Annotated in this window: 22 protein-coding genes and 1 pseudogene; 1 reads left to right on the top strand and 22 read right to left on the bottom strand. The window is 59.6% G+C overall.

From position 1 onward, the window contains the following. Positions 1-93: 93 nt before the first annotated feature. The 21 genes from KJQ12_RS18680 to KJQ12_RS18580 all read right to left on the bottom strand — a co-directional run bounded on the left by KJQ12_RS18680 (position 94) and on the right by KJQ12_RS18580 (position 19045). Positions 94-546 carry an NUDIX hydrolase gene (locus tag KJQ12_RS18680; RefSeq protein WP_213486889.1) on the bottom strand — a complete coding sequence of 151 codons (453 nt, stop codon included), beginning with the start codon at positions 544-546 and terminating at the stop codon, positions 94-96. A gap of 13 nt (positions 547-559) precedes the next feature. Further along, the gene (locus KJQ12_RS18675) at positions 560-1192 is read right to left on the bottom strand and encodes a hypothetical protein (RefSeq protein WP_213486887.1); all 633 of its coding nucleotides are present in this window, start codon (positions 1190-1192) and stop codon (positions 560-562) included. 15 nt (positions 1193-1207) lie between these two features. Further along, positions 1208-2128, bottom strand: coding sequence for a GNAT family N-acetyltransferase (locus tag KJQ12_RS18670; RefSeq protein WP_213486884.1), 921 nt, complete (start codon positions 2126-2128; stop codon positions 1208-1210). A 262-nt stretch (positions 2129-2390) separates the two neighbouring features. Continuing rightward, positions 2391-2729, bottom strand: coding sequence for an HAD family hydrolase (locus tag KJQ12_RS18665; protein ID WP_213486882.1), 339 nt, complete (start codon positions 2727-2729; stop codon positions 2391-2393). A 26-nt stretch (positions 2730-2755) separates the two neighbouring features. Then, positions 2756-3172, bottom strand: a complete 417-nt coding sequence (locus KJQ12_RS18660) for a DUF4830 domain-containing protein (protein ID WP_213486880.1) — start codon at positions 3170-3172, stop codon at positions 2756-2758. 52 nt (positions 3173-3224) lie between these two features. Continuing rightward, positions 3225-3656 (bottom strand): WapI family immunity protein, encoded by a 432-nt coding sequence (locus KJQ12_RS18655; RefSeq protein WP_213486878.1) that lies wholly within the window; start codon positions 3654-3656, stop codon positions 3225-3227. A gap of 129 nt (positions 3657-3785) precedes the next feature. After that, positions 3786-3992 (bottom strand): hypothetical protein, encoded by a 207-nt coding sequence (locus tag KJQ12_RS18650; RefSeq protein ID WP_213486876.1) that lies wholly within the window; start codon positions 3990-3992, stop codon positions 3786-3788. Between the two features lie 189 nt (positions 3993-4181). Then, complete coding sequence (locus KJQ12_RS18645) at positions 4182-4700, bottom strand: hypothetical protein (RefSeq protein WP_213486874.1); 519 nt, start codon at positions 4698-4700, stop codon at positions 4182-4184. Between the two features lie 363 nt (positions 4701-5063). Further along, positions 5064-5786: a DUF6199 family natural product biosynthesis protein gene (locus KJQ12_RS18640; RefSeq protein WP_213486872.1), complete on the bottom strand. Its 723-nt coding sequence runs from the start codon at positions 5784-5786 to the stop codon at positions 5064-5066. Positions 5787-5908: 122 nt separating this feature from the next. Beyond that, positions 5909-7252, bottom strand: coding sequence for an amidohydrolase family protein (locus KJQ12_RS18635; protein ID WP_244860691.1), 1344 nt, complete (start codon positions 7250-7252; stop codon positions 5909-5911). 13 nt (positions 7253-7265) lie between these two features. Further along, positions 7266-8027 (bottom strand): cysteine hydrolase family protein, encoded by a 762-nt coding sequence (locus KJQ12_RS18630; protein ID WP_213486869.1) that lies wholly within the window; start codon positions 8025-8027, stop codon positions 7266-7268. A 20-nt stretch (positions 8028-8047) separates the two neighbouring features. Next, positions 8048-9595, bottom strand: coding sequence for a gamma-glutamyltransferase (gene ggt / locus KJQ12_RS18625; protein ID WP_213486893.1), 1548 nt, complete (start codon positions 9593-9595; stop codon positions 8048-8050). A gap of 57 nt (positions 9596-9652) precedes the next feature. Beyond that, positions 9653-10882 carry an amidase gene (locus tag KJQ12_RS18620; RefSeq protein ID WP_213486867.1) on the bottom strand — a complete coding sequence of 410 codons (1230 nt, stop codon included), beginning with the start codon at positions 10880-10882 and terminating at the stop codon, positions 9653-9655. Beyond that, positions 10879-11775 (bottom strand): fumarylacetoacetate hydrolase family protein, encoded by an 897-nt coding sequence (locus KJQ12_RS18615; RefSeq protein ID WP_213486865.1) that lies wholly within the window; start codon positions 11773-11775, stop codon positions 10879-10881. The genes KJQ12_RS18620 and KJQ12_RS18615 overlap by 4 nt, the downstream gene beginning before the upstream one ends. A 15-nt stretch (positions 11776-11790) precedes the next feature. Further along, positions 11791-12615: a creatininase family protein gene (locus tag KJQ12_RS18610; RefSeq protein WP_213486863.1), complete on the bottom strand. Its 825-nt coding sequence runs from the start codon at positions 12613-12615 to the stop codon at positions 11791-11793. 36 nt (positions 12616-12651) lie between these two features. Next, positions 12652-13074: a cupin domain-containing protein gene (locus KJQ12_RS18605; protein WP_213486861.1), complete on the bottom strand. Its 423-nt coding sequence runs from the start codon at positions 13072-13074 to the stop codon at positions 12652-12654. Further along, positions 13074-14789, bottom strand: coding sequence for a CocE/NonD family hydrolase (locus tag KJQ12_RS18600; protein ID WP_213486860.1), 1716 nt, complete (start codon positions 14787-14789; stop codon positions 13074-13076). Before KJQ12_RS18600 ends, KJQ12_RS18605 begins: the two co-directional genes overlap by 1 nt. A gap of 27 nt (positions 14790-14816) precedes the next feature. Beyond that, positions 14817-15914 (bottom strand): ABC transporter substrate-binding protein, encoded by a 1098-nt coding sequence (locus tag KJQ12_RS18595; RefSeq protein ID WP_244860690.1) that lies wholly within the window; start codon positions 15912-15914, stop codon positions 14817-14819. A gap of 50 nt (positions 15915-15964) precedes the next feature. Further along, positions 15965-16768: an ABC transporter permease gene (locus KJQ12_RS18590; RefSeq protein ID WP_244860692.1), complete on the bottom strand. Its 804-nt coding sequence runs from the start codon at positions 16766-16768 to the stop codon at positions 15965-15967. Positions 16769-16902: 134 nt separating this feature from the next. Beyond that, positions 16903-18243 carry an FAD-binding oxidoreductase gene (locus KJQ12_RS18585; protein WP_213486855.1) on the bottom strand — a complete coding sequence of 447 codons (1341 nt, stop codon included), beginning with the start codon at positions 18241-18243 and terminating at the stop codon, positions 16903-16905. Between the two features lie 31 nt (positions 18244-18274). Further along, positions 18275-19045 (bottom strand): ABC transporter ATP-binding protein, encoded by a 771-nt coding sequence (locus tag KJQ12_RS18580; RefSeq protein ID WP_213486853.1) that lies wholly within the window; start codon positions 19043-19045, stop codon positions 18275-18277. A 453-nt stretch (positions 19046-19498) separates the two neighbouring features. On the opposite strand from KJQ12_RS18580, the pseudogene KJQ12_RS18575 reads away from it, so the two are divergent. Continuing rightward, positions 19499-19663: pseudogene (locus KJQ12_RS18575) on the top strand (ATP-binding protein); the annotation flags it as partial. A 69-nt stretch (positions 19664-19732) separates the two neighbouring features. On the opposite strand, the gene KJQ12_RS18570 reads toward KJQ12_RS18575, so the two are convergent. Continuing rightward, positions 19733-20614 carry a sensor histidine kinase gene (locus KJQ12_RS18570; RefSeq protein WP_213486851.1) on the bottom strand — a complete coding sequence of 294 codons (882 nt, stop codon included), beginning with the start codon at positions 20612-20614 and terminating at the stop codon, positions 19733-19735. Between the last annotated feature and the right edge of the window lie 132 nt (positions 20615-20746).

Below are 20746 nucleotides of genomic sequence, written 5' to 3'. Positions count from 1 at the left end.
CGAGGCAGATCCACTATATTCAGTGTTTGATATTACGGGCTTTCGAAATTTAGGTTTATCATAGTTGTCGCTTCTTGGTCATCACTTGCCTCTTTAATCGTTATTAATGTAGTGCTTCACTTCATTGGGCATATTTTTGAGAAGTCCCTTCAATGCCCTGGGATATAGCTTATGCTGATCAAGCTCATCCATGGAGATCCATTTGAAGGTCAATTCCACTGATGCATCCATGCCCTTGAATGCAGAATCGTTCACGGGAACTTCTTCGTCTGAAGTCACCATATAGTACATGCCGACTTCGTGCAGCCCGTCATACTCATAGGCATTGAAGTTTTCAATGATGCAAATGAGTCTTGAAACACGAATTCGCAACCCCAGCTCTTCCTGAAACTCACGCTCGATCGCCTCGGCCGAGGTCTCCCCGACTTCCACCTGCCCACCGGGAAGCACCCACGCATCGCCTTTCTTGTTGCGCTGAAACAGGATCCGGTTCTCCCGCTGCAGCAATCCCGCGGCTCGGAATCTGATGTTTGGCTGAGCACTCATTTTTTTTCACCTGTCATCTAAAGTCGATGCCTTCCATGATCATTCTCGCATATCCGTCCCAATTCTTGTCATCCGTATTGATTTCAAGTGTGGGGATAAGGGATTTGCCGGCTTGCGCCCGAAGTGCATCCTGGGCTTCGAGCAACTCGTTGCAAGCTTTTTCGACTTCCCGGTCGGATTTTCCTTCCCACTCTGCCGGGTTTCTGCTATTGATTCTTTCTTCAACGATTTCGGTTGAGATCGTGAGCAGCACGCATCTGGCGCCGAGTTCGAACAACCGCTGTTCAATATTCGCAATATCTGCGTCATCATGATCCGGAAAAGCCGCTCTGTGATTGAGGTGAAATCGTTCGAGAATGAAGAACAGCCCGCGGGATTTTCTGCGCCACGGGCCCAGGTCATTCGCCCAATCGTTCAGATTCTTCAGCATTTCGACTCTGCTGCCCAGCAGTTCAAGATGCTGTTCCCTCGACAGCCGGACCAGCTTTCCTTGGACGTTCTGCAAGACCTGCGAATAATGCTCGCCGAGCACTACGATACTCGACTCCGCGTTATCATCACTGGCGTGGTATCTCTTCAATGCCCTGAGCAGCGAAGTCTTGCCGGCATGGGAGTGGCCCTCGAGAATGATGCCGCGTATGTTCATGTCCGTTGACATCTCCTAATCCAGGAACTTCATGCAGACAAGCCTTTGGGGAAACTCGACAAACCCCGCTTTTTCATACAGCCTCCGTGCCGTTGTGTTGTCCGCATTCGTCTCCAGCCGGATGCTGTTCGCGCCTTTCGCCCTTGCCATTTTCTCGCAAAATTGAAGCAGCCGTGTCCCGATTCCCCGATTTCGGAACAACGGTTCCACGTAAATGTCCTGAATGCGCAGAACCGGTTTGCCTGAAGACGTGGAGAAGCCCCAATAGACCACGACGAAGCCCGCCCATTCGTCCCCCTGACCCGCCAGATAGAATTGGGCGACTCCGTCATCCAACAGGTCGCGCAACGATTTTTCGCAATTCGATACGAGTTCTCCGTCCTGCCCATATGATGTTTTCCTATAACGGGCAAGGAGCCGGGTTGCGGGTTCCAGAAGCTCCCTGTCCAGCGGGACGATCTCCAGGTATTCACGAATATCGGTCATGGATATGGTTCCCCGTTCCATCAGGTCAATGGTGTGCCGCGCTTCCCGGACCAGCTTCTCCCGCTCAGCCAGCAGCCGGCTCCGGTTCCCGTAGATGCGGGTTTCGTCGTAGTCGGCGGTCGTGATAAAAACGCTTGCAATCTTTTCGAGAAAATAGCACCCTTGGTAGCATTCGCGATAGATCCGTTCGGCCAACTCCACGATCCGTGACTCGTCGGTGATGAAATCCCCGAGCAGATCTCTGATTCTTTCCTGCTCGCAGGCCCCCACGTCGATGATTTTCCGGATAACACGGCTGGCTTCCTCATAGGCGTACTTGCCGCTATAGTTAATCGACAGGAGTTCCCGGTACGCCTCCGGCTGGAAGCAGCCCTCCAATTCATAGTGCCCGTGCAGCCACTGCTCGAATTCCTTGACCGGCATTTCCCGGTTCAAAAAAGAAAACAGCACGTTGTGTGCCTCTTTGCATGAGACCATCGTTGGTTGGACACCTCAATCAAGGCTCAGGTATGTCTGTGTATTCTATCTGATTCATGCGAATCCTCCTAAGCCAAAGCGAATAGCAGGAATACAGGCAAAATATGAACAGCCGGAATCAAGGAAACCCACAGCTTATGTTTGCCCGCCCGCCTGAACACGAGCCATAAGCAGACAAAGTAGCTGAGCGGATAGATGGTTGTCAGGATCAAGAAAAGGATTTCACCTCTGTTCCCTACAGCAACGCCAACAGCTCCGGCAACCGTTCGATCTTGTGATGCGGCCTTACGGTCAGCTCCGGGATCCACGGCTGGTTGACCTTGATCCAGACCGTTCTCATTCCCGACTTGCCGGCTCCTTCGATATCGTTCCTGGGGTGGTCTCCGACATAGACGCATTCGTCCGGTCTGTAGCCGACCTGATCCAATTCGATGATTCGCTCCGTCAGCCCGTCTGTCGTCTCCAAATGGCCGAAGTATGTTTGAACGAACGAAGCTGCGAAATTTCTGAACGTTTTGCTCCGATCCAGAATGGTGTTGTCCAGATCAAAAATGACCGCTTTAACATTATTCATTCGATTTCACCGTATCGTCATTTGACTCACTGCATGATCTTCTCTTCATGGATTAAACGCTCTTTATCATCCAATCGAAATGTGCCGGGCGTCCAACTCGGAAGTACGCCGTAACCTCCAATGATCTTGCCTTCCGCTTCGTATATCGTTGCTGTCAGTCGTTCCCCTTCAATATCTTTTTGCACCAACTCGTAGGTGTACTGCGTAACTTCCTTCCCTAGATAATCTCGAAAAAATGTAATGCCGCTTGCTTCAAAATTTCTTAAACGCACATCCGGCATGTCTAACCGAACGGTGGAGGTTCCGAGAAGCTTTTTGATATCCCAGCCTCTGTCTGATAAATACCGTTGATGCTGTTCATTCATTTGGTGTTGCTCATCTTGACCACAACCGGCACTAAGCATCAGAAGAAAGCCCAGAACAACCACCAGAATCTTTTTCATTCAATTTTGTGCCCCCTTAATCATCTGTCATTTATATAGACAATGCAGACCTTCATTTTCCTCGGATTGGATATCGATTTGCGATGCTTTTTAATTCATTGATCAAATCAGGAAGGAAAGATTGGTCGGATTCAACCTCAAATTCCAGGGTGGTTCCGTGACCTGCCGGATAGACCAATCGGCCTTCCCATATCAACTGTCCGGTTTTGCGAATGGTCACATTCAAATGGATCACACAGCTCATGTTCTCAAGGGAAGCGGTTCCTTTCAGGTTCGAGTTGAGCTGTTCCAACTCTCTCAGGAACCTTTCCAATTCATCGGCTCTCAGTCCGAAAGCAAAATCAGCATAAAATCCGTTGAGGCCGAGATTTAATCGGCAATCCAGCCAATTCCCGTCCCAGAAATCAACCGCGTCGGGGCAGGAGTAACCCATAACCGTTATTTTGAGCAATTCGCCGCCTGATCCTTTGATTTTGAAATCCAATGATGCATCGCTCCTGATCAACTCATTCTTTATAAGACAGACCTGTTTTTTCGAGCTCTTTTTCAATCAAGCTCAGCTCAGAAATTAAACCAACAGGGCAGCTCACCTAGTCATCATGCGAAACACCGTTCATTTCAATTTGCTTACCATTAATATCGAATCTTCACGTTCACATCTTGATTTTTCCTGCAGTGGAAAATAAAAAAACGCACGGAGTTTTGCACTCGCATGCGGCATGTTCACATCTTGACTCCAATCCTTGAGAGTTGCTTCTTCAGATTCCAATTTTGGGGCTTTGCCGTTTTGCCGAACCATCGAGCCCCATCGTTGATCCATTGATTTCGGTATTCCGCGTGAGAATATCCTCTGTCCAGGTCATCAACTCCGAATTGAAACCCGCAGCACCCGCATATCTCGAAGCTTCCGGTTGACGGATCCTGATGTTGAGAATAAGGCGGATCCTCCAGGCCGTCAAAACCACATACCGGGCACACATGCATGCGATCACCCCCAGTTTACGCGCAATCACTGCAGTTCGTCTTTCAATCTTTTCAATTTCTCCAATTCGCAAGCGTATTTGCCAGCAAGCCCAAAGCCATGGATCATAACGTTAAAGAACTGCTCGGCACCTTGAACCAATGCAAGCAAAAACTCATTGCGGGGCAACAAAAAACGGGAGGTTCTGCTGTCTTCAATTGAAAAAATAAGCCAGTTCTTGTGAGCGGGCTTCAAACCAAGTTTGACGGGTTGGTCGGGAAAATACTCCCTGCCTTCGCCTTTTTGGAGCACATCGTCGACCAGGTCCAAGATGGATGCCCATAGCATGTCAATCGAATCCCAATATCGATAATCCATCAGAACCTGATCATAATATTGCAAACAAATGGCTCCATCAAGATATTTAAAATTCAGCTTGTGACGGATTGCGCCCAGACTTTTCGAATCCGTAATTTCAACGAAATAGTTTTGAGGATTTTGCACCAAATCGTCCAAGTCCGTCACTTTACAGCCGGGTTTCAACAAATAGGAATTGACCTGAAACATCGGCAACCCCCTGAATTGAAGCTATTCTCGGATATCATTTTTCCGGCCCAAGTCAAATAGGTTCACTTCCAGCCAGCAGTTCCATTCCTTCCTTAAGCAAAGGTCTGATTTTGGGTGCGACTCGGGTCAAAAAGTCTTGAGGTTCTTTGGAGTATATATACAATGAATATTTTTCCGGCTCTTCGACGGCGTGAATCGTATATTCAAAATCTCCGACATTCAGGCAGTTTTTGGGAACGACAATGCACCCGAACAGATAATCTTCCTCGATGACTTTGCAAACCTCATCTTTGTTTCGGGGTTCGAACCACATGATTTCACGGGGTTCAAGGTTCCTGCCTCACCTCAACGTTTCCCGCGACATCAAAGAAACCCCATGACCGCAAAATTTCTCGACAGTGACTGCAGGAACAACATCACCGCCACCACCATGGCCGCGATCCCGCCGACTTTGCACATGAAGAAATAGAAGAAATTCGGCTCGGGATCTTCCACCCAGATCCATTTCAGCGAAAGCCAGAACATGGCCCGCTGCACCGATTCATACCGGAAAGCGGCCCACCCGAAAAGAAACAGGACAAACGACAGCGCATACAGCGCCGGATATCCCCGCGTCTGATGATATTGCGAGTAGGCGGCGGTCACCAGTGCGGAAGGGTGAAAACGCAGGTTTTCGTCTCCGAAGGGGATCCGCTCTCCCTCGATGACGATGCCCCCGCCGACAACCAACTCCCCGTTCTCATCGAAAGCCATCAAACCATGCTGACCGCTGACGCTGTACGTTTTGCCGTCCGGATACCGGACCTGGTACTCGATGCCGTACGGCTGCTCTTCTTCCGTGATCCGATAATCCTCGCCGTCTATCGTGACCACACGGTCCGTTCCGTCCATGCGCACGACGACGGGCGGCCCCGCGTCACTGACATACCGGATGAACGATCCGGTATCTTCCGCCGCCCGGTAGGTGTGGCCGTCCAGATGGAACTCCTTCACGGAGAAATAATAGATGCCGAACCAGACGGCCAAGATGGCGACTGCGGCACAGACGGTGATGGTCTTGAGTAATTTCCATTTATTGGTTCTCATGGGTCCTCCACTTGGCGCAGATTCCGACTCTCCCCCTATATACGAATGCCAGCTGTAAAAAGTTGCCCCCGCCCAAAAAAGCAAAAAACCCGCCGTAAAGCGGGTTCCAAAAAGCATAGGCATCACGATTCCGTTTCTTCCAGCCACCTGCCGTGCGCAACGGAGGCGAACACGAAGCGCCCCCGCTTCCCCACCCAGCGCGCGGCCGGCAGCATGGTGAGCGCTTCTTCCGGCGTGCGGGCATCCAGGATGACGAAGTCCGCCGGCCGTCCCGGCTTGACGCCGTAATCTTCGAGGCCGATCACGTCGGCCGCCGTCACGGTGATCATCCGGAGCAGCTGCCGCATGTCCTGAGGGCTCCCCATATGGGCGGCGTACCCGGTGATGAGGGCGATCTGCAGCAGATCCCCTCTTCCGAAAGGGTGGAACGGATCGTGGATGTTGTCGGAGGCGGCGGCCAGCGGGATTCCGGCCGCAAGCAGCTCCTTCACCCGCGTGACGCCCCGGCGGACGACGCCTTTGTCACCCCGGCCCTGCAAATACAGATTGGCCGCGGGGAGCGTAACGGCCTTCAGCCGGGCCTCCGCCATCCGTTCGATCACTTCGTCGGCGATGTGCTGCGGCATGCCGGCCAGCGAGCAGAGATGGCCGACGGTCACCTTCCCTTCGAAGCCGAAGCGCTTCGTCTGTTCGGCGATCGTCAGGACGGTGCGCACGTTGGGATCGTCGTTCTCATCCACATGCAGGTCGATCGGGCAGCCGAGCTCGTCGGCCATCCGGAACAGCCGCGCGATATCGTCGTCCGGGGTCGACGACAGATGGGGCGCTCCGCCGATGCCGTCCATCCCCATCCGGATCGTCTCTTTCATCAGATCCGCGTAATGCGGCTCGTGCGCATGATACGGGAACATGGGGAAGAACTGGATGTCGATCAGATGGCGGAGCTTCTCCCTCGCTTCCAGCGCCGCCTCGATCGTCCGCATCGCCACATCGGCGCCGGCGTGCAGATGGAAGTCCAGATGGGAGCGCAGCACGGTCGAGCCGAACGAGAGCGCGAGCCTGGCCGTCCGGATGATCCGGCTCCGGATGTCTTCCTTGCTGAAGGACGAGACGGCGCGGCGGTAATTCTCGATCGCTTCCAGCAGCGTGCCGGAACGGTTCGGAACCGCCGGAAGCGTGAACGCTTTGTCCAGGTGCATGTGGCTGTCCACGAACCCCGGCAGCAGCATCCGCCCTTCCAGATCCAGCGCAGCCGTCTCGCCGGCGGACGGGTCGCCGGGTACGGTCGTCTGTCCCCGCCCGGCTTCGTCAAGCCGGATGTCCGCGAGCCGGACCGCGTCCGGTTCATGGACGGCCGATTCCTGCCCCCGGACGGTTCGCCACACGCCGTTCTCCGCCGCAAGTTCATACAGGCGCCCGCCGCCGTCGGGATAGAGCGCCGCGTTGATCATCCGCAGTCTCCGCATGGCCGCACGTCCTTCAGCCGGCCCGGAGCGCGGACAGGATGGCGCCGCCCGACGACACGAATCCGAAGCATTGCTTGATGTTGTACAGCGCCGCCTCCCGGCAGAAATCGGGCGAAGTCGTGGCGCTGCAATCCCGAAGCAGCACGCCATTGTAGCCCAGGCACACCGCGTCCTGCAGCGTCGTCATCACGCACTGGTCGAGATTGACCCCGGCGAACAGCAGGGTGTCGATACCCAGATTGCGCAAGATGCTGTCCAGCGGCGTATCCCAGAACCCGCTCATCCGGTATTTGTCCACGCGGATGTCCGACGGCTCAATGACGAGTTCGTCCACCACCGCGGCGCCCCAGCTGTCTTTCTCCAGCACCGCGGAGCCGGTGGCGGGGAGGATGCCGCCGAGCCCGACATCGTCGCCCGTCATGTTGTACACGTGGAGCAGCGACGGGCTGATGTTGAGCAGATCCGGCCGGTTGCCCCAGTTGAGCCAGATCACGGGCACGTCCTCCGACCTGAGCGCCGGAAGCAGACGGTTCAGCGGCTCGATCGGCTCCCGGGCCGGCGTGTAGTCGACGCCGATATGGTCCAGCCATCCGCCCGCGCTGCAGAAATCGTTCTGCATGTCCACGACGATGATCGCGGTTCGCGCCAAATCCACGGTGATGCGCTGCGGCTCCGCTTCCAGCGTGATGCGCTTCGGCTTAGGTCCCGCTGCCGTCATATCCACGTGATCCTTCGAAACGAGCCAATGCCTGCGGCGGTTGCCCAATACGTGCATCGGCACTCCCCTCCCGTCATTCAAATTCCCGCGACCTGGCCGTCCGACCGGGGGTCGACGCCGCCTTCGCACCATCCGTCCCGGATGACGATGGCGTGCGCATGCCCCATGCAGCCGTCATAATCGGCCGCCGGCTGCACCGGGTGCCCCCGCCGGCGAAGATCGTCCATGACGTCCCGGCCGACCCGGGCTTCGATCCGCAAATCCCGGCGCGGCTCGCCCCACGTCCTCCCCCACAGCCAGCGCGGCGCGCTGACGGCCTCCTGCGGATGCATGCCGTAATCCGCGATGCGGGTCAGAACGGCGGTCTGGGTCTGCGGCTGCCCTTCCCCGCCCTGCGTCCCGTACAGGATGGCCGGCCTGCCGTCCAGTAGCGCCATGGCCGGCATCAGGGTGTGGAACGTCCGCTTGCCGGGCTCCAGCCGGTTGACATGATCCGGATCCAGCGAAAAAAATGACCCGCGGTTCTGCAGCAGAATGCCGGTATCCCCCGCCGCGACGGCCGAACCGAATTCGAAATAGAGGCTCTGGATGAAGGAGACCGCGTTGCCTTCGGCATCGGCCACGGCCGCATAGGCGGTGTCGCGGCCCATCGGCGCGGCGTCCGCCTCCCGCGCCCGATCCATCCGGATCCGGCCCGCCAGTTCGGCGGCGTACGGCCGGCTGAGCAGCCGGTCCAGGGGGATCGGACTGAAATCCGGGTCGGTCAAGTACCGGTCCCGGTCGCGGAACGCAAGCTTGACGGCCTCGATCAGCAAATGGTAGTAATCCGCCGAACCGTGCTCGATCGATTGCAGATGGAAACGGTCCAGCATGTTCAAAATCATCAGCCCGGCAAATCCCTGCGAGTTGGGCGGCACCTGGGCGACCGTGTACTCCCGGTACCGGCCGAAGAGCGGCGTCTCCCAGCGTCCCGCGTGATCGGCGAAATCGTCCCGCGTCAAATATCCGCCTTCCCGCCTCATGAAATCGGCGATGTCTCTGGCGATCTCTCCCTTGTAGAACGCCTCCCGCCCGCCTTCGGCGACCCGTTTCAGGCTCCGGGCCAGGGCGGGCTGGACGAACCGGCTCCCGGCTTCCGGCGCGCAGCCGTTCGGCAGGTAGACGGAAGCGGCGCGCGCATCCTGCGCCAGCGCGGAAGCGGCCTCCCGCGTGAAGGCCGCCTGGCCGGCGGAGACCGGAAAGCCTTGTTCGGCGTACCGGATGGCCGGGCTCAGCACCTCGCCGAACGGCAGCCGGCCGTACGCGCGGTGGATCGCCGCCCAGCCGTCCACCATGCCGGGGACGGTGATCGCGCTGCGAATGCCGCGGAAGGGAATGTGCGGCTCACCGGCGTAGAGGCCGCGGTGCACCAGCCGGCCGGACCGGCCGCTGGCGTTGTAGGCGCGCACTTGTCCCTCGCCGGCATGATAGACGAGCCAGAAGCTGTCGCCGCCCATCCCCGTCATGTGGGGATAGACGACGCCGAGGCAGGCGCTGACCGCCACCGCGGCGTCGAAGGCGTTGCCCCCTGCCGCGAGGATGCGCGCGCCGGCCTCGGAAGCGAGCGCGTGGGGGCTGACGACCATCGCCCGAAAACCGCTGTTGCCAGGCGGTGCTTGACGCGTCGCCAATGCGATCCCTCCTTACGGCTGCCGGACCAGGTTGCCGGACGCCGGATGCGAAATGCCGGTTTTCTTCGCAAGCTCGATGGCGAACCGGAGCAGCCTGAGGTCCTGCCGCGGACCGGCAATCAGCGACACGCCGAGCGGAAGGCCGTTCGACGCGCACCACGGCAGCGTCAGCTGCGGAAACCCGCTCAATCCGGCGGCGCAGCTCAGCGTCAGGGTCCGGTTGCGCTTCTTCTCCATTTCCTCGCCTTGCGTGTTGCGCAGCGGCGCCGTTCCGGCCGCCGTCGGCAGGATGAGCAGCCCGTCTTCGCCGACGAGTTCCAGCATCCGCTTGCGGATGTTCTTCCTCGCTTCGAGTTCCTTGCCCATGTCGAGGTCTTGCAGCGTGCTGCTCCAGCTGAACCGCTCGGCGATGCCCGGGCCGAACCGGGGTTTGGCCGACCGGATCCACGCGCCGTGGGTCCGCCAGATTTCCGCGCCCTGGAGCCTGCGGAACACGCCCATCCATTCCCCGATGCCCTCTTCGGCCACCGTAACGTCCTGCGACTCAAGACCGGACGCGGAGATGATGCGCCGCACCGTCTCGGTCAACGCCTTCGCGTCATGCGGCTCCAGCACCGCGACCAGGTCGGTGCCGACCAGCATTCTGGCGAACGGCTTCCGGCTCGCCGAATCGTCTTGCCGGCCGTTCAGCAGCGCCTGCCCGACCTTGAGCAGCGTCCCGGGATCGCACGCGAACCAGCCGACGGTATCGAAGCTCGGAGCCAGAGGGACGACGCCTTTCATGGAGACGGCGCCGTGGGTGGGACGCATCCCGTACACCCCGCAGTAGCTGGCCGGGACCCGGACCGATCCGCCCGTGTCGGTGCCCAGGGCGAAATCCACCAGCCCCGCGGCGACGGCCACGGCCGAACCGCTGGATGAGCCGCCGGGTATGTGCTGCACCGCCTTCGGGTTGATCGGCGTGCCGTAATGATAGTTCTCGCCGTTCAAGCTGAACATCAGCTCATCGGTATGCGTCGTGCCAATGAGCCGGGCTCCGCTCTGCAGGAGCGCTTCGACGGCGTCCGCGTGCCGTTCGGCGGGCGGATGCGTCCGTTTCCAGTCCGGACTGCCCGCGCCGCACACGTACCCTTCGATGTCGAAGACGTCTTTTACGGCAAACGTCATGCCGCTCAGCGGCCCCTGCGCCGGCGGATCGAGACAGATGCGGTCGTTGCAGAAGGCTCCCCATTGATCCGTCATGCGATGACATCCTTTGAATTGGTTTGGTTGCGTTTCAGGTCGACGACGCGGTTGGCCAGCGAAACATGCCCCGCGATGCGGCACTCCGCCAGATCGCCGTCCCGGATGACCGCCGCCCCGGGCGTCCCCGTCAGGATGACGTCGCCGGGCAGCAGGGTCATCACCCGGGAATGGAAGGCGACGATTTGATGCGGATGGAACCGCATATTGGCGACCCGGTTCCGGTGGACCACCTCTCCGTTGATCACGGTTTCGACGACAACATCGCCGAGCTTCGGAAATTCGTCCGGGGTCAACAGCACCGGACCGAAGCTGAAGAACGTATCGAAGCTTTTGGCCCGCGTCAGGAAGCGGGGATTGCGCTGGTGAATGTCGTCGGCGGTCACATCGATCGCCGCGGCATATCCCGCGATGCAGGAAGCGGCCGCTTCCCGTCCGACGTTCCGGCACCGCTTGCCGATCACGATGGCCAGTTCCCCTTCCGCCGTCGTCCGTTCGGACTCCCGGGGGATGAGGATGTCGTCCATGTGGCCGACGATCGTCGTGTCCGGCTTCATGAATCCGACGGGTTCCTCGTCCGGCGGGACCCGCTGCAGCTCCTCCGGATCCCGGACATAGTTGAACCCGATGCCCCAGATTTTGCGCGGCGTCCGGTAGAGCGGCGCAAACCGCACGGATTCGGCCGGCAGCGCCAGGCGGCGAAGCCATGATTCCGATACCGAAGCGGCCCACTGCCGCAGCGCGTCAAGCCGCTCTTCCGCAATGATCCGGTACAGCTGCACGGGCCAATCCGCGCCGGTCAGCCGGTTCACCTCGGAGATCGGAACGGCGCCTTCCGCCGTTACGATGCAGGCTTCCTCCCGTTCCCCGTTGCGAAAGGATGCCAGCTTCATGCCGGATCCCCCCCTTCACGTCGCGACGGACGGTTTCATTTTCACGCCGGAGATGTCGAAATCGCACATTTCCTGCAGCGCATTGGCCAGATGGGAGGCGATGCGCCGGAGCATGATCTCGCCCTTCTCCGCCGTCGCCCGGGTTGCGTCGCCCGACATGCCGCTTTCGGAAATGTCGGCCATCACCCAGGCGAAGCGGATTTTGCCTTCCAGGGTCAAATACTGATACGACGCCACGTCCGGCACTTCCCGGATCCGCTTGCCGGGATGAACCCAGTCCGGCTTGACGGCCATGACCAGCGACGTCTCGTAGTCGCCGGCATGGATGCCGTACTCGCGTTCTTCCTCGGTGATGAGGTCCGCGAGGCCGGCCAGGCTGCCGGGGCTGATGTAGAACACCATCAGATCGTTCGCGATGCGGATTTCCCGCGCGGCCACCAGCATCAGATCCTGGTTGCCCCCGTGGGTGTTGAGCAGGAGGAGCCGGCGGAAGCCGCTCCGCTTCACGCTGGCGGCGATGTCGAGCAGCACCTGGAGCAGCGTGGCGGCCGACAGCGAGATGGTGCCGGCGAAATCCAGATGCTCGTTGCTTTTGCCGTAGGCCAGCGGCGGAAGCAGCCAAATGTTGCTGTCCTTCGGCAGCAGCTCCATCGTGCGCGTGAGGACGGCTTCCCCGATGAGGGTGTCCGTCATCACCGGCATGTGGGGGCCGTGCTGCTCAATGGCGCCCACGGGAAGGATCACCAGCGCGTTCTCCTTGGGCAAATCCCGGATTTCCGGAGAGGAGAGACGCGGCAGAAACCGTTCCTCCCAAGCGGCGCCTGCATAGCGGTTGAACATGGGCCGTCCGCCCCCTTTCCTGTAATGATCACGCCGTCAAAGTAGTGCGGCCAGATCTTCCTCGTCCAGTTCCGCCGGGATGCCCGACTTGATCAGATCGGAGAACTTCTCGTCCGGCACCATCGTGGTCAGCACGTACAGTCTCGAATCGCCCGTGTTGTGGACCTCGTGGGTGTGTCCCGGCTGCACGAACAGGAACGCTCCGGGCTTCAGATCCACGCGCTGGTCGTTCACATAAGCGACTCCTTCTCCCTTGATGACGTAAAAGTATTCAACGGCTTCCTTGTGGATGTTCGGAGGTGTCTTGCCGCCGGCGTCAAAAATTTCCACCACCGATACGAATCCCGTCTGCTGGCCGTCGCACAGCAAGACGAACTTGTTCGTGTCCTTCGCCGAGATTTTCATTACCGGACATTCCGTCAAGGAGCCGGCCAACATTTCCTTCGTCATAATTGCCATTATACCTCATCCTCCCTTATAAGGTTATCTATGGTAATCTCGAGCACAGAAGGCTTCTCCGGATCGGTCAGCACCGCCACCGTCGCCATGTTCAGATCGCCGGGCCCGGCTTCCGGCAGCCGCTGCGCGGGCATGCCGTTCGGGTGCCGCGCGAACAGGGGAAACGCGCTGCCGGTCAGCTCGAGGCGGAGGCGGCTGCCTTGCGGCAGTTCGGCGGCGAATGGCCGCATGACGATGGCGAGCTCCGCCCACTCGTCGCTTTCGCCGGAAGCGGCCGGCACTTCCGCCCGCCCGATGGACAGGAAGCGGGATGCGCCGCCCTCGTCCACCAGCGTCAGGATCGCCACCAGATCCGTCGGCCCGCCGGCGGCCTTGCACCGGACCGTCAGGTTCGGCGAACCGGCCGCATGGAGCGTGCGTTCGAGCGGATCGCTGGTGTAGTTCAACATCTCAAACCGGTCTTCCAGCGCGCTGCGGTCCACCGGCAAATACGAATCGCAGAACATCGGCAGCCGCGCATCATACACGAAGGCGTCGACGGCCGCCTCCCGCTGCACCGGCTCCGCCGTGAGAACGCCGCCGCCGGAGGCGCCGTTGGCCGGCAGTCCCCGGCTGCCGAGGTGCCATCGCTTCGTTTCGGCGCCGTCTGCCGCCTCCGCGGCTTGCGGCGGGCCGAACGCCGACCGCCAGGCGGTGCGCCATGTGTTGCTGCCGTACTCGAAGTAGCGGACCGGCGGCTCCTTTTCCAGCTCCTCGTCCCGCTCCACCAGCCAATGGCGGAACCACCGGAGATGTTCGAGATGCAGATGGCCGTCCGCATCCGGGCCGAAATCGAATCCGCCGGCCTTCCTGCCCCACGGAATATGGACCCACGGCCCGATGATCAGGCGGTGGAAACAGTCCGGCGAACGGCCTGCCCGCTCGAGCGCCTCATAGGTCTGGAGTGTACCGGCCAGGTAATTGTCGTACCAGCCGCCGATGTGCAGCGCCGGCACCGGGGCTTCGAGCACCTTCCCGATCCAGTTCCGCTCCTCCCAATACCTGTCATAGACGGGATGAGCGCACCAGTCGTAATACTCGGGGAAATAGCGGGTCAGAATCGGATGCTTCTCCCCGACCGGCATCCGCCAGAGCAGGGCATCCGGATGGCGCATCGTCTGCGTGCACGCCATCTCCGTCTCGCCGTCCCCCGCCCTTCTCGCCTCGTCCCGCGCCAGCTGGAACGCCCACGGCAGGAAACTGCCGATCTGGAACCGGCCGTGGGGATAGAACATCCCGTGATACAGGTCCGCGGCGCACATGCCGGGCGCGATCGCGGCGAGATGGGGCGGACGGGCGGCGGCCGCCGCCCATTGCGTGCTTCCCTGATAGGAGAAGCCGTACATGCCGACCTTGCCGCTCGATCCGGGCAGGGACGCCGCCCATTCCACCGCGTCATAGCCGTCGTCCACTTCCTGCACGAACGGCCGGAACACGCCCTCCGACTTCCCGCGGCCGCGCACGTCCTGGATGACGACGATGAACCCGTGCCGGGCATACCAGACCGGATGCGCATAGGTGACCGTGGAAGCCAGCGATTTGCCGTAGGGCTGCCGCATGAGGAGCACCGGATGCGGGCCGGAGCCCGGGGGACGGTAGACGTCGGCGTAGAGCCGCGTACCGTCCCGCAAGACGCAAACCTGGTCGAATTCCGCCTTCACGCCGGCGTAGTCCATCGCAATTCACCCAATCTTGTCATGGAGTCATTCCTTCGGCAAAAATTCGTTGGTAAAGACGGTGCTGACGTCGATCGGCTCTTTCAAGAGATCCAGGTCGAGCAGCTGATCCATCAAGGTCTCCCAGCGTCCTTGGCTCATGTACCCGACGCCGTATTCCTCCGCGTCGAAGCCGTAGACGAGCGGCTGCAAGGCCTGGGCGCTGTATTCCAGTTTCTCGAGCGGCATATCCGGGTTGTGTTCCTGGATGAACGGATTGATTTCGTCATAATGGTCCTTGTAGTAGTTCCAGCCCTTGATCGACGCCTCCACGTAGGCCCGGACGATGTCCGGATGTTCCTTGATATACTGCTCGGTCGTGAACAGCAGGTTGCCGTAAGGCATGTAGCCCGAGTCGGCGTTCAGCAGCCAGTCGACTTCGACGCCCTCCTGCTGCATCGTGAACGGCTCGCTCGTCATGTAGCTTTGCGTCACCGCCGTCTTGTCGTTCACGAATTCGGCGAGCGATCCCGTATATTTCATCTCGATCACGTCGGTCAGATTGTATTTCTTCTTCATGTACTCCCAGTACGCCACGCCGCTGCCGACATACACCTTGCGGCCGTTCAGGTCGTCGAAGCTGTCGATCGGCTCGCCTTTGTGGAACATGAGCGCCTGCGGGTTTTTCTGGAAGATGCCGGCAATCGCCACGAGCGGAATGCCGTTCTGCCGGGCGAACAAAATTTCGTCGGCCTGCCCCATGCCGAACTGCGCCCTTCCCGACGCCACGATCTGCGTGGCCGAGATGCCGGGGCCGCCGGACTGGATTTCCATGTCCAGACCGGCTTCCTCGTAGAAGCCTTTCAACAGGGCGGCGTATTGTCCGCCGTGTTCCGCCTGGGCGAACCAGTTCGTAATCTGCGTGATCTTGACGAGTTCCTTCTTCTCTTCGCCGGCTCCGGCCGGCTCATCCGCCGGTTCCGCGCCTGCGGAAGTCTCCGTTTCTTCGGCAGGGGTGTTCCCGGACGCCGTGCCGGCGGGCGCGTCTTTCGACCCGCAGGCGGCGGCCAGGAGGATCAGCAGGATGCCGAGGAAGGTCAATGCAAGAAGTCTGCCGCGGGTGTTCCGTTTCGTTGTTGTCGTCATGGTTTCTCCTCCACTTTTTCGCACAGATGGTCTTTTCTATCGCATTGCCGTTACCTGGTTCTCATTTCGGATTCATGCCATGAACTGAGCATCGCTCTGGAGAAGTAGTTCACGATCAGGTAGAAGCCGATCCCCATGATGGAGGCGGACAGCCCGCAGGCGAACAGATACGGCGTCTGCAGCCGCGTGGCCGCCACGGTGATGGCATAGCCGAGGCCGCCTTTCCCGCCCCCGATCCCCGCGATGTATTCGCCGACGATGGCGCCGATCACCGCCAGGGTGCAGGAAATTTTCAGCCCCGCCACGATGTAGGGCAGCGCCGCCGGCAGCCGCAGTTTCCACATCGTCTGGAACTTCGAGGCGTTGTACAGGAAGAACAGATTTTTCAGGTTCGTGTCCGTCGAGTTCAGCCCGATCAGCGTGTTGGACAGCATCGGGAAGAAGCCGATCAGGAACGAAATGATGACGATGGCGTTGGCTCCGGCGCCGACCCAGATCACGATGATCGGCGCAATGGCGACGATCGGAATCGTCTGCAGGACGATGGCGTAGGGAAACACGGCTTTCTCGACCGTCTTGCTCGAGGCCAGCAGCACGGCGCCGAGCACGCCGAACACGATGCTGAACAGGAAACCGATGATCGCCTCGGACAGCGTCGTGAAGACCGAGACCCCGAGGTTGCCGGCGTTCTCCACGGCGGCGCGCACGATGTCGCTCGGCTTCGGCAGCAGGTACGCCGGTATGCCGAGCAGCCCGCCCGCAAGTTCCCAGCCGCCGATAAAGATCACGAACGCGGCGACGGGCGGCAGCAGTTTGCTGCCCCATTTCCGGGCGACGGATGCCGCCGGCGGCATCGCCTGCCGCAGCCGTCCTTTGTTCTTCGTGTCCGGATTGCCGTACCGAAGCGCCGGCAGCTCCGTTTTGTCGATGACCATCGGATTCAACCTCCTTCTTGTCGAATGGTGTCATGGCATGATGGCCTGAAGATTCAACCGAGCAGTTTGATTTTTCCCGGGTTGAGCAAGCCGAAGGGATCGTTGGTCTTCTTCCTCCGGATCATGCCGGAGTAGTCGGCTCTGGCGTCGTAGTCAAGGACGAACGTGTGGGGGTCGAAGATCCGAACGCCGACCGATTCGAAATACCGGATGATCTCGTAGAGCCGCTCTTTGTTCCGGTAGCGCACGATCGGCAGACCGCTCGGCGCGATTCTGCCGGCGCTGCGAACCCATTCGAAGTGGAACAGCACTTCATCGGGGAACCGTTCCTTGATCAGCCGCATCTGTTCGAGGTAGCGGGTGCCATGGAAGGCGGCCTGCAGATAGGTAATCGTCGGATCCGATTTCAGCGCCCACAGCGTCGTGTGGTTCCAGGTGAAGTCGGACAGCCCCAGCGTTTTCTGGTATCGGTCGGCCGGGATCGTGTGCGCCGCCTTGCCGCCGTATTCCGCAGCCATCGCGGCCACGGCTTCTCCGGTGCCGTCCTCGATCTCCAGGAGCGCGACCGTTGCGCCGGGTTCAAAATGTTTCGCGAAAGGGATGAACCAGGTCGGGATCGGATGCTCCGATATGCTGACCAGCCGCTTGCGGATCGCATCGTCCCGGGCGAGCCGCTCCCCGAACCGCATGGCGGATTCCGCATCGGGGAACTGGACGGCGGCCTGGAACCATTCCGTTCTCGGCGCGATCCGCATCGTGACCTGCGTCATGATCCCCGTCGTGCCGTAGCTGTGGATGTAGTTCCGGAGCTCGTCGCCGATGACTTCGAGCCGCCGCGGTTTTTCCTCCATCGTGTAAATCACGGCGCCCAGCACATTGCCGTCCCACAGGTTGCCCCAGGTGATCGAACCGATCCCTCCGGAACCTCCGCTGACGAATCCGCCGATGGTGGCGATGGCGTACGTGCTCGGATAGATGCAGAGTTCCCGATCCCGTTTGCGCAATTCCAGCTCCAGCGCCTTGATTCTGGCCCCGCACTGGACGGTGACGAATCCGTCGCCGACTTCCAGGATGTCGGTCAGCCGGCTCAGGTCGAGGACGATGCCGCCGTGGAGCGGCACGGCCTGTCCGTAATTGCCGGTTCCGCCCCCGCGCACCGTGACGGGGATGCGATGCCGGCACGCGGCGGCGAGGATGGCCGGGACTTCGTCCTCCCGGGACGGAATGACGATGGCGTCCGCCCGCTTCTGCTTCAGCAGATCGTTCAGCACCGGGGAGTACCAGTAGTAGTCCTTGGACAGCTTCTCCCGGGCTTCCGGGTCCAGCTTGACCCGCTCTTCCCCGACCAGACCGATCAGTTCCTCGACGAATTCTTGTTTCCATTGGGCGGTCATGTCTTTTCTCCTCCTTTCAGATCTTGGTGTATCAATGCTTCAGGGCCTGCGAGACGAGACCCACATAGTGACCGAATTCGGGGGATGTGCGGAAGGTGTCGTCCCGGGGGAACGGAACGGGAATGTCCACGACGGCCGACACCTTGCCGGGCCGCGGCGTCATCACCACCACCCGGGTGGACAGATACACCGCCTCGAAAACGTTGTGGGTGATGAAGAGGACCGTCATGCCTTCTTCCTGCCGCCAGATGTTCAGCAATTCCTGCTGCAAGGTTTGCCGCGTAATTTCGTCCAGCGCGCCGAACGGTTCGTCCATCAGCAGCAGCTTCGGCCGCGACACGAGCGCCCGGGCGATGGAGACCCTCATCTTCATGCCGCCCGAAAGCTCCCGCGGCAAAGCTTTCACGTAGTCGGAAAGCCCGACGAGACGCAGCGCCCGGTGCGCCGCCTCCCGCCGTTCGGGCTTCGGGACCTTCCGCAGCGCGAGCGGCAGCATGACGTTGGCTTCCACCGTGCTCCAGGGCAGAAGAGTGTGCTCCTGGAACACGAAGGCGATTTCGTTCTGCTTGCGGGCCTCGTGCGGACTGTTCCCGAATATCTCGAGTTGTCCGCCGGTCGGTTGCTCCAATCCCGCGATCATTTTGAAAATGGTGGATTTGCCGCAGCCGGAAGGCCCCACGAAACAAATGAATTCGCCCGCACCCGCCTCCAGGTCCACGCCCCGGACGGCGATCGTGCCGTTGGGGTACACTTTCTCCAGCTGCTCCATGTTCACCAATGCGGTCGCCTGTTCTGCCAGCATCCTCTCACCACCCGCTTGATGTAAGGTAATGTTACGTTGTTGACTTGATAGTAACAACGCGGGTAATTGGGGTCAATTTTGATTACATGGTTTTGTAACTGTGCACGAAAAAAGCCCGGCGATTTGTAACAGGAGGTTTCCGGGCCCGGTTTTATACGAAACTGAGCGAGAGTGACAGCGCAAGGTCTTGGGAGTAAGAAAGCCTTGAGGTTCGCAATCCTCAAGGCTTTCACAATGCCGTCACTCGTTATTGTCAATAATTCGTTTGAGCAAGGAATGGATAATGACACAACCAATCGGGACTATCACGTTAAAAGGGTAGTCCTCTTTGAATTGGTCCAAGAACGGTCTAACTCCATCTGTGATGATTTCATACACGATTGTTCCCGTTATTAAGGTTACAAACGTATAAGCCGTCCATCTGTTTATGATGCCCCTGTATTTTTTCAAGGCTTGATGACCAGCAACAAGAGTTTCGGCGAATGGGGAGAGTTGCTTGGCGATCGCGTGCTGGCCACGGCCGTTTTGGACCGGCTGCTGCACCACGCGCACATTCTGAACATCCGGGGCAACAGCTACCGGATGAAAGGGAAGCTGCCGCTTTCATCGGATGCGTGACGACATGGGTGGTGGGTCAATTTTAAGTTGGCGATAGTGGGTCAATTTAAATCCGGCCTTGACAGCCGGTCACACGGAACGTGACGCGGGTGTCCGTGTGCTCGCCGAATTCGCGGGATATCCGCGCCAGACTGCCGACCAGCGGCGATCGTCCTCGACGGTAGCGATCTGGTGGATATGTCTTCGCACGTCGGCGTAACCCGTCCGCGCGAACTCCGCGAGCTGCTTCAAGCTCCGGGCCTGCGCCGACGACGGGTCCATCTGGCAATGGATCGCCTCCATCCCCAGAATCGTCGAGGTGAACGCATGTCCCACCGTATCATGCAGTTCCCCGGCGATGCGGTTGCGCTCCTCCTCGGCGGTGAGCCGCTCGATCTGCCGGGAATAGTTCTCGAGCGTCCGGTTCTGCTCCCGGATGGTCGCGTGGGCGCTGATCATCACGCGGAAGCAGACGCCGATGACGAACATGATCGCGTTGTTGATCAACTCATCGGCGATCGTTTCGAGCGGGTATCCGTAGACGGCGCCCGCCAGCGCCGGAATCCCGAGGACAGCCGGCAGATACAGCGGGACATCCCGCTTGCGGAAGCAGAAATAACCCACGCTGAACACGGGCAGTTGGTACAGATCGAACGCCGATTCGTTGGCTGCCAGGAACATCATCAGCGGGGTGATCAGCGAAAGCTCGAGGATCGGACTCCACCGCCGAAGCCGAGGGGAGAAGTAGCAGACGAGCGGAACCAGGCAACAGGCGGACAGCCATGCGGCGGTCAGCCCGATCGCGCCGGTCGTGAGCAACGGATTGGACAGGGGAAATCGTTCCGGGTGAACAAACAGATCGCGCAACGCGAAAACCAGCCAGGCAACCCGCACGGCGACAAAAACGATGTCGAACCAGTGCCAGCCGTCGAAAATCCGCTTCCATGCCGCCGCGCTTCGAATGATGTCCACCCGCTTCGTGAATGGCCTGCCGAAATGTCGAAAATATTATTATCTTCGCTCCCGGCCGGGCGATTGTCAAGGAAGCGCAATCACTCAGGTAAAATGTTACCGAAGGGGGATCGGATCACTCACGTCGAAATG

This window comes from Thermobacillus xylanilyticus (genome assembly GCF_907165215.1).
In the GTDB taxonomy this organism is placed as follows: domain Bacteria; phylum Bacillota; class Bacilli; order Paenibacillales; family Paenibacillaceae; genus Thermobacillus; species Thermobacillus xylanilyticus.
Note: the sequence above shows the minus strand (reverse complement) of the source record. Positions and strands in the feature narration are given on the sequence as shown.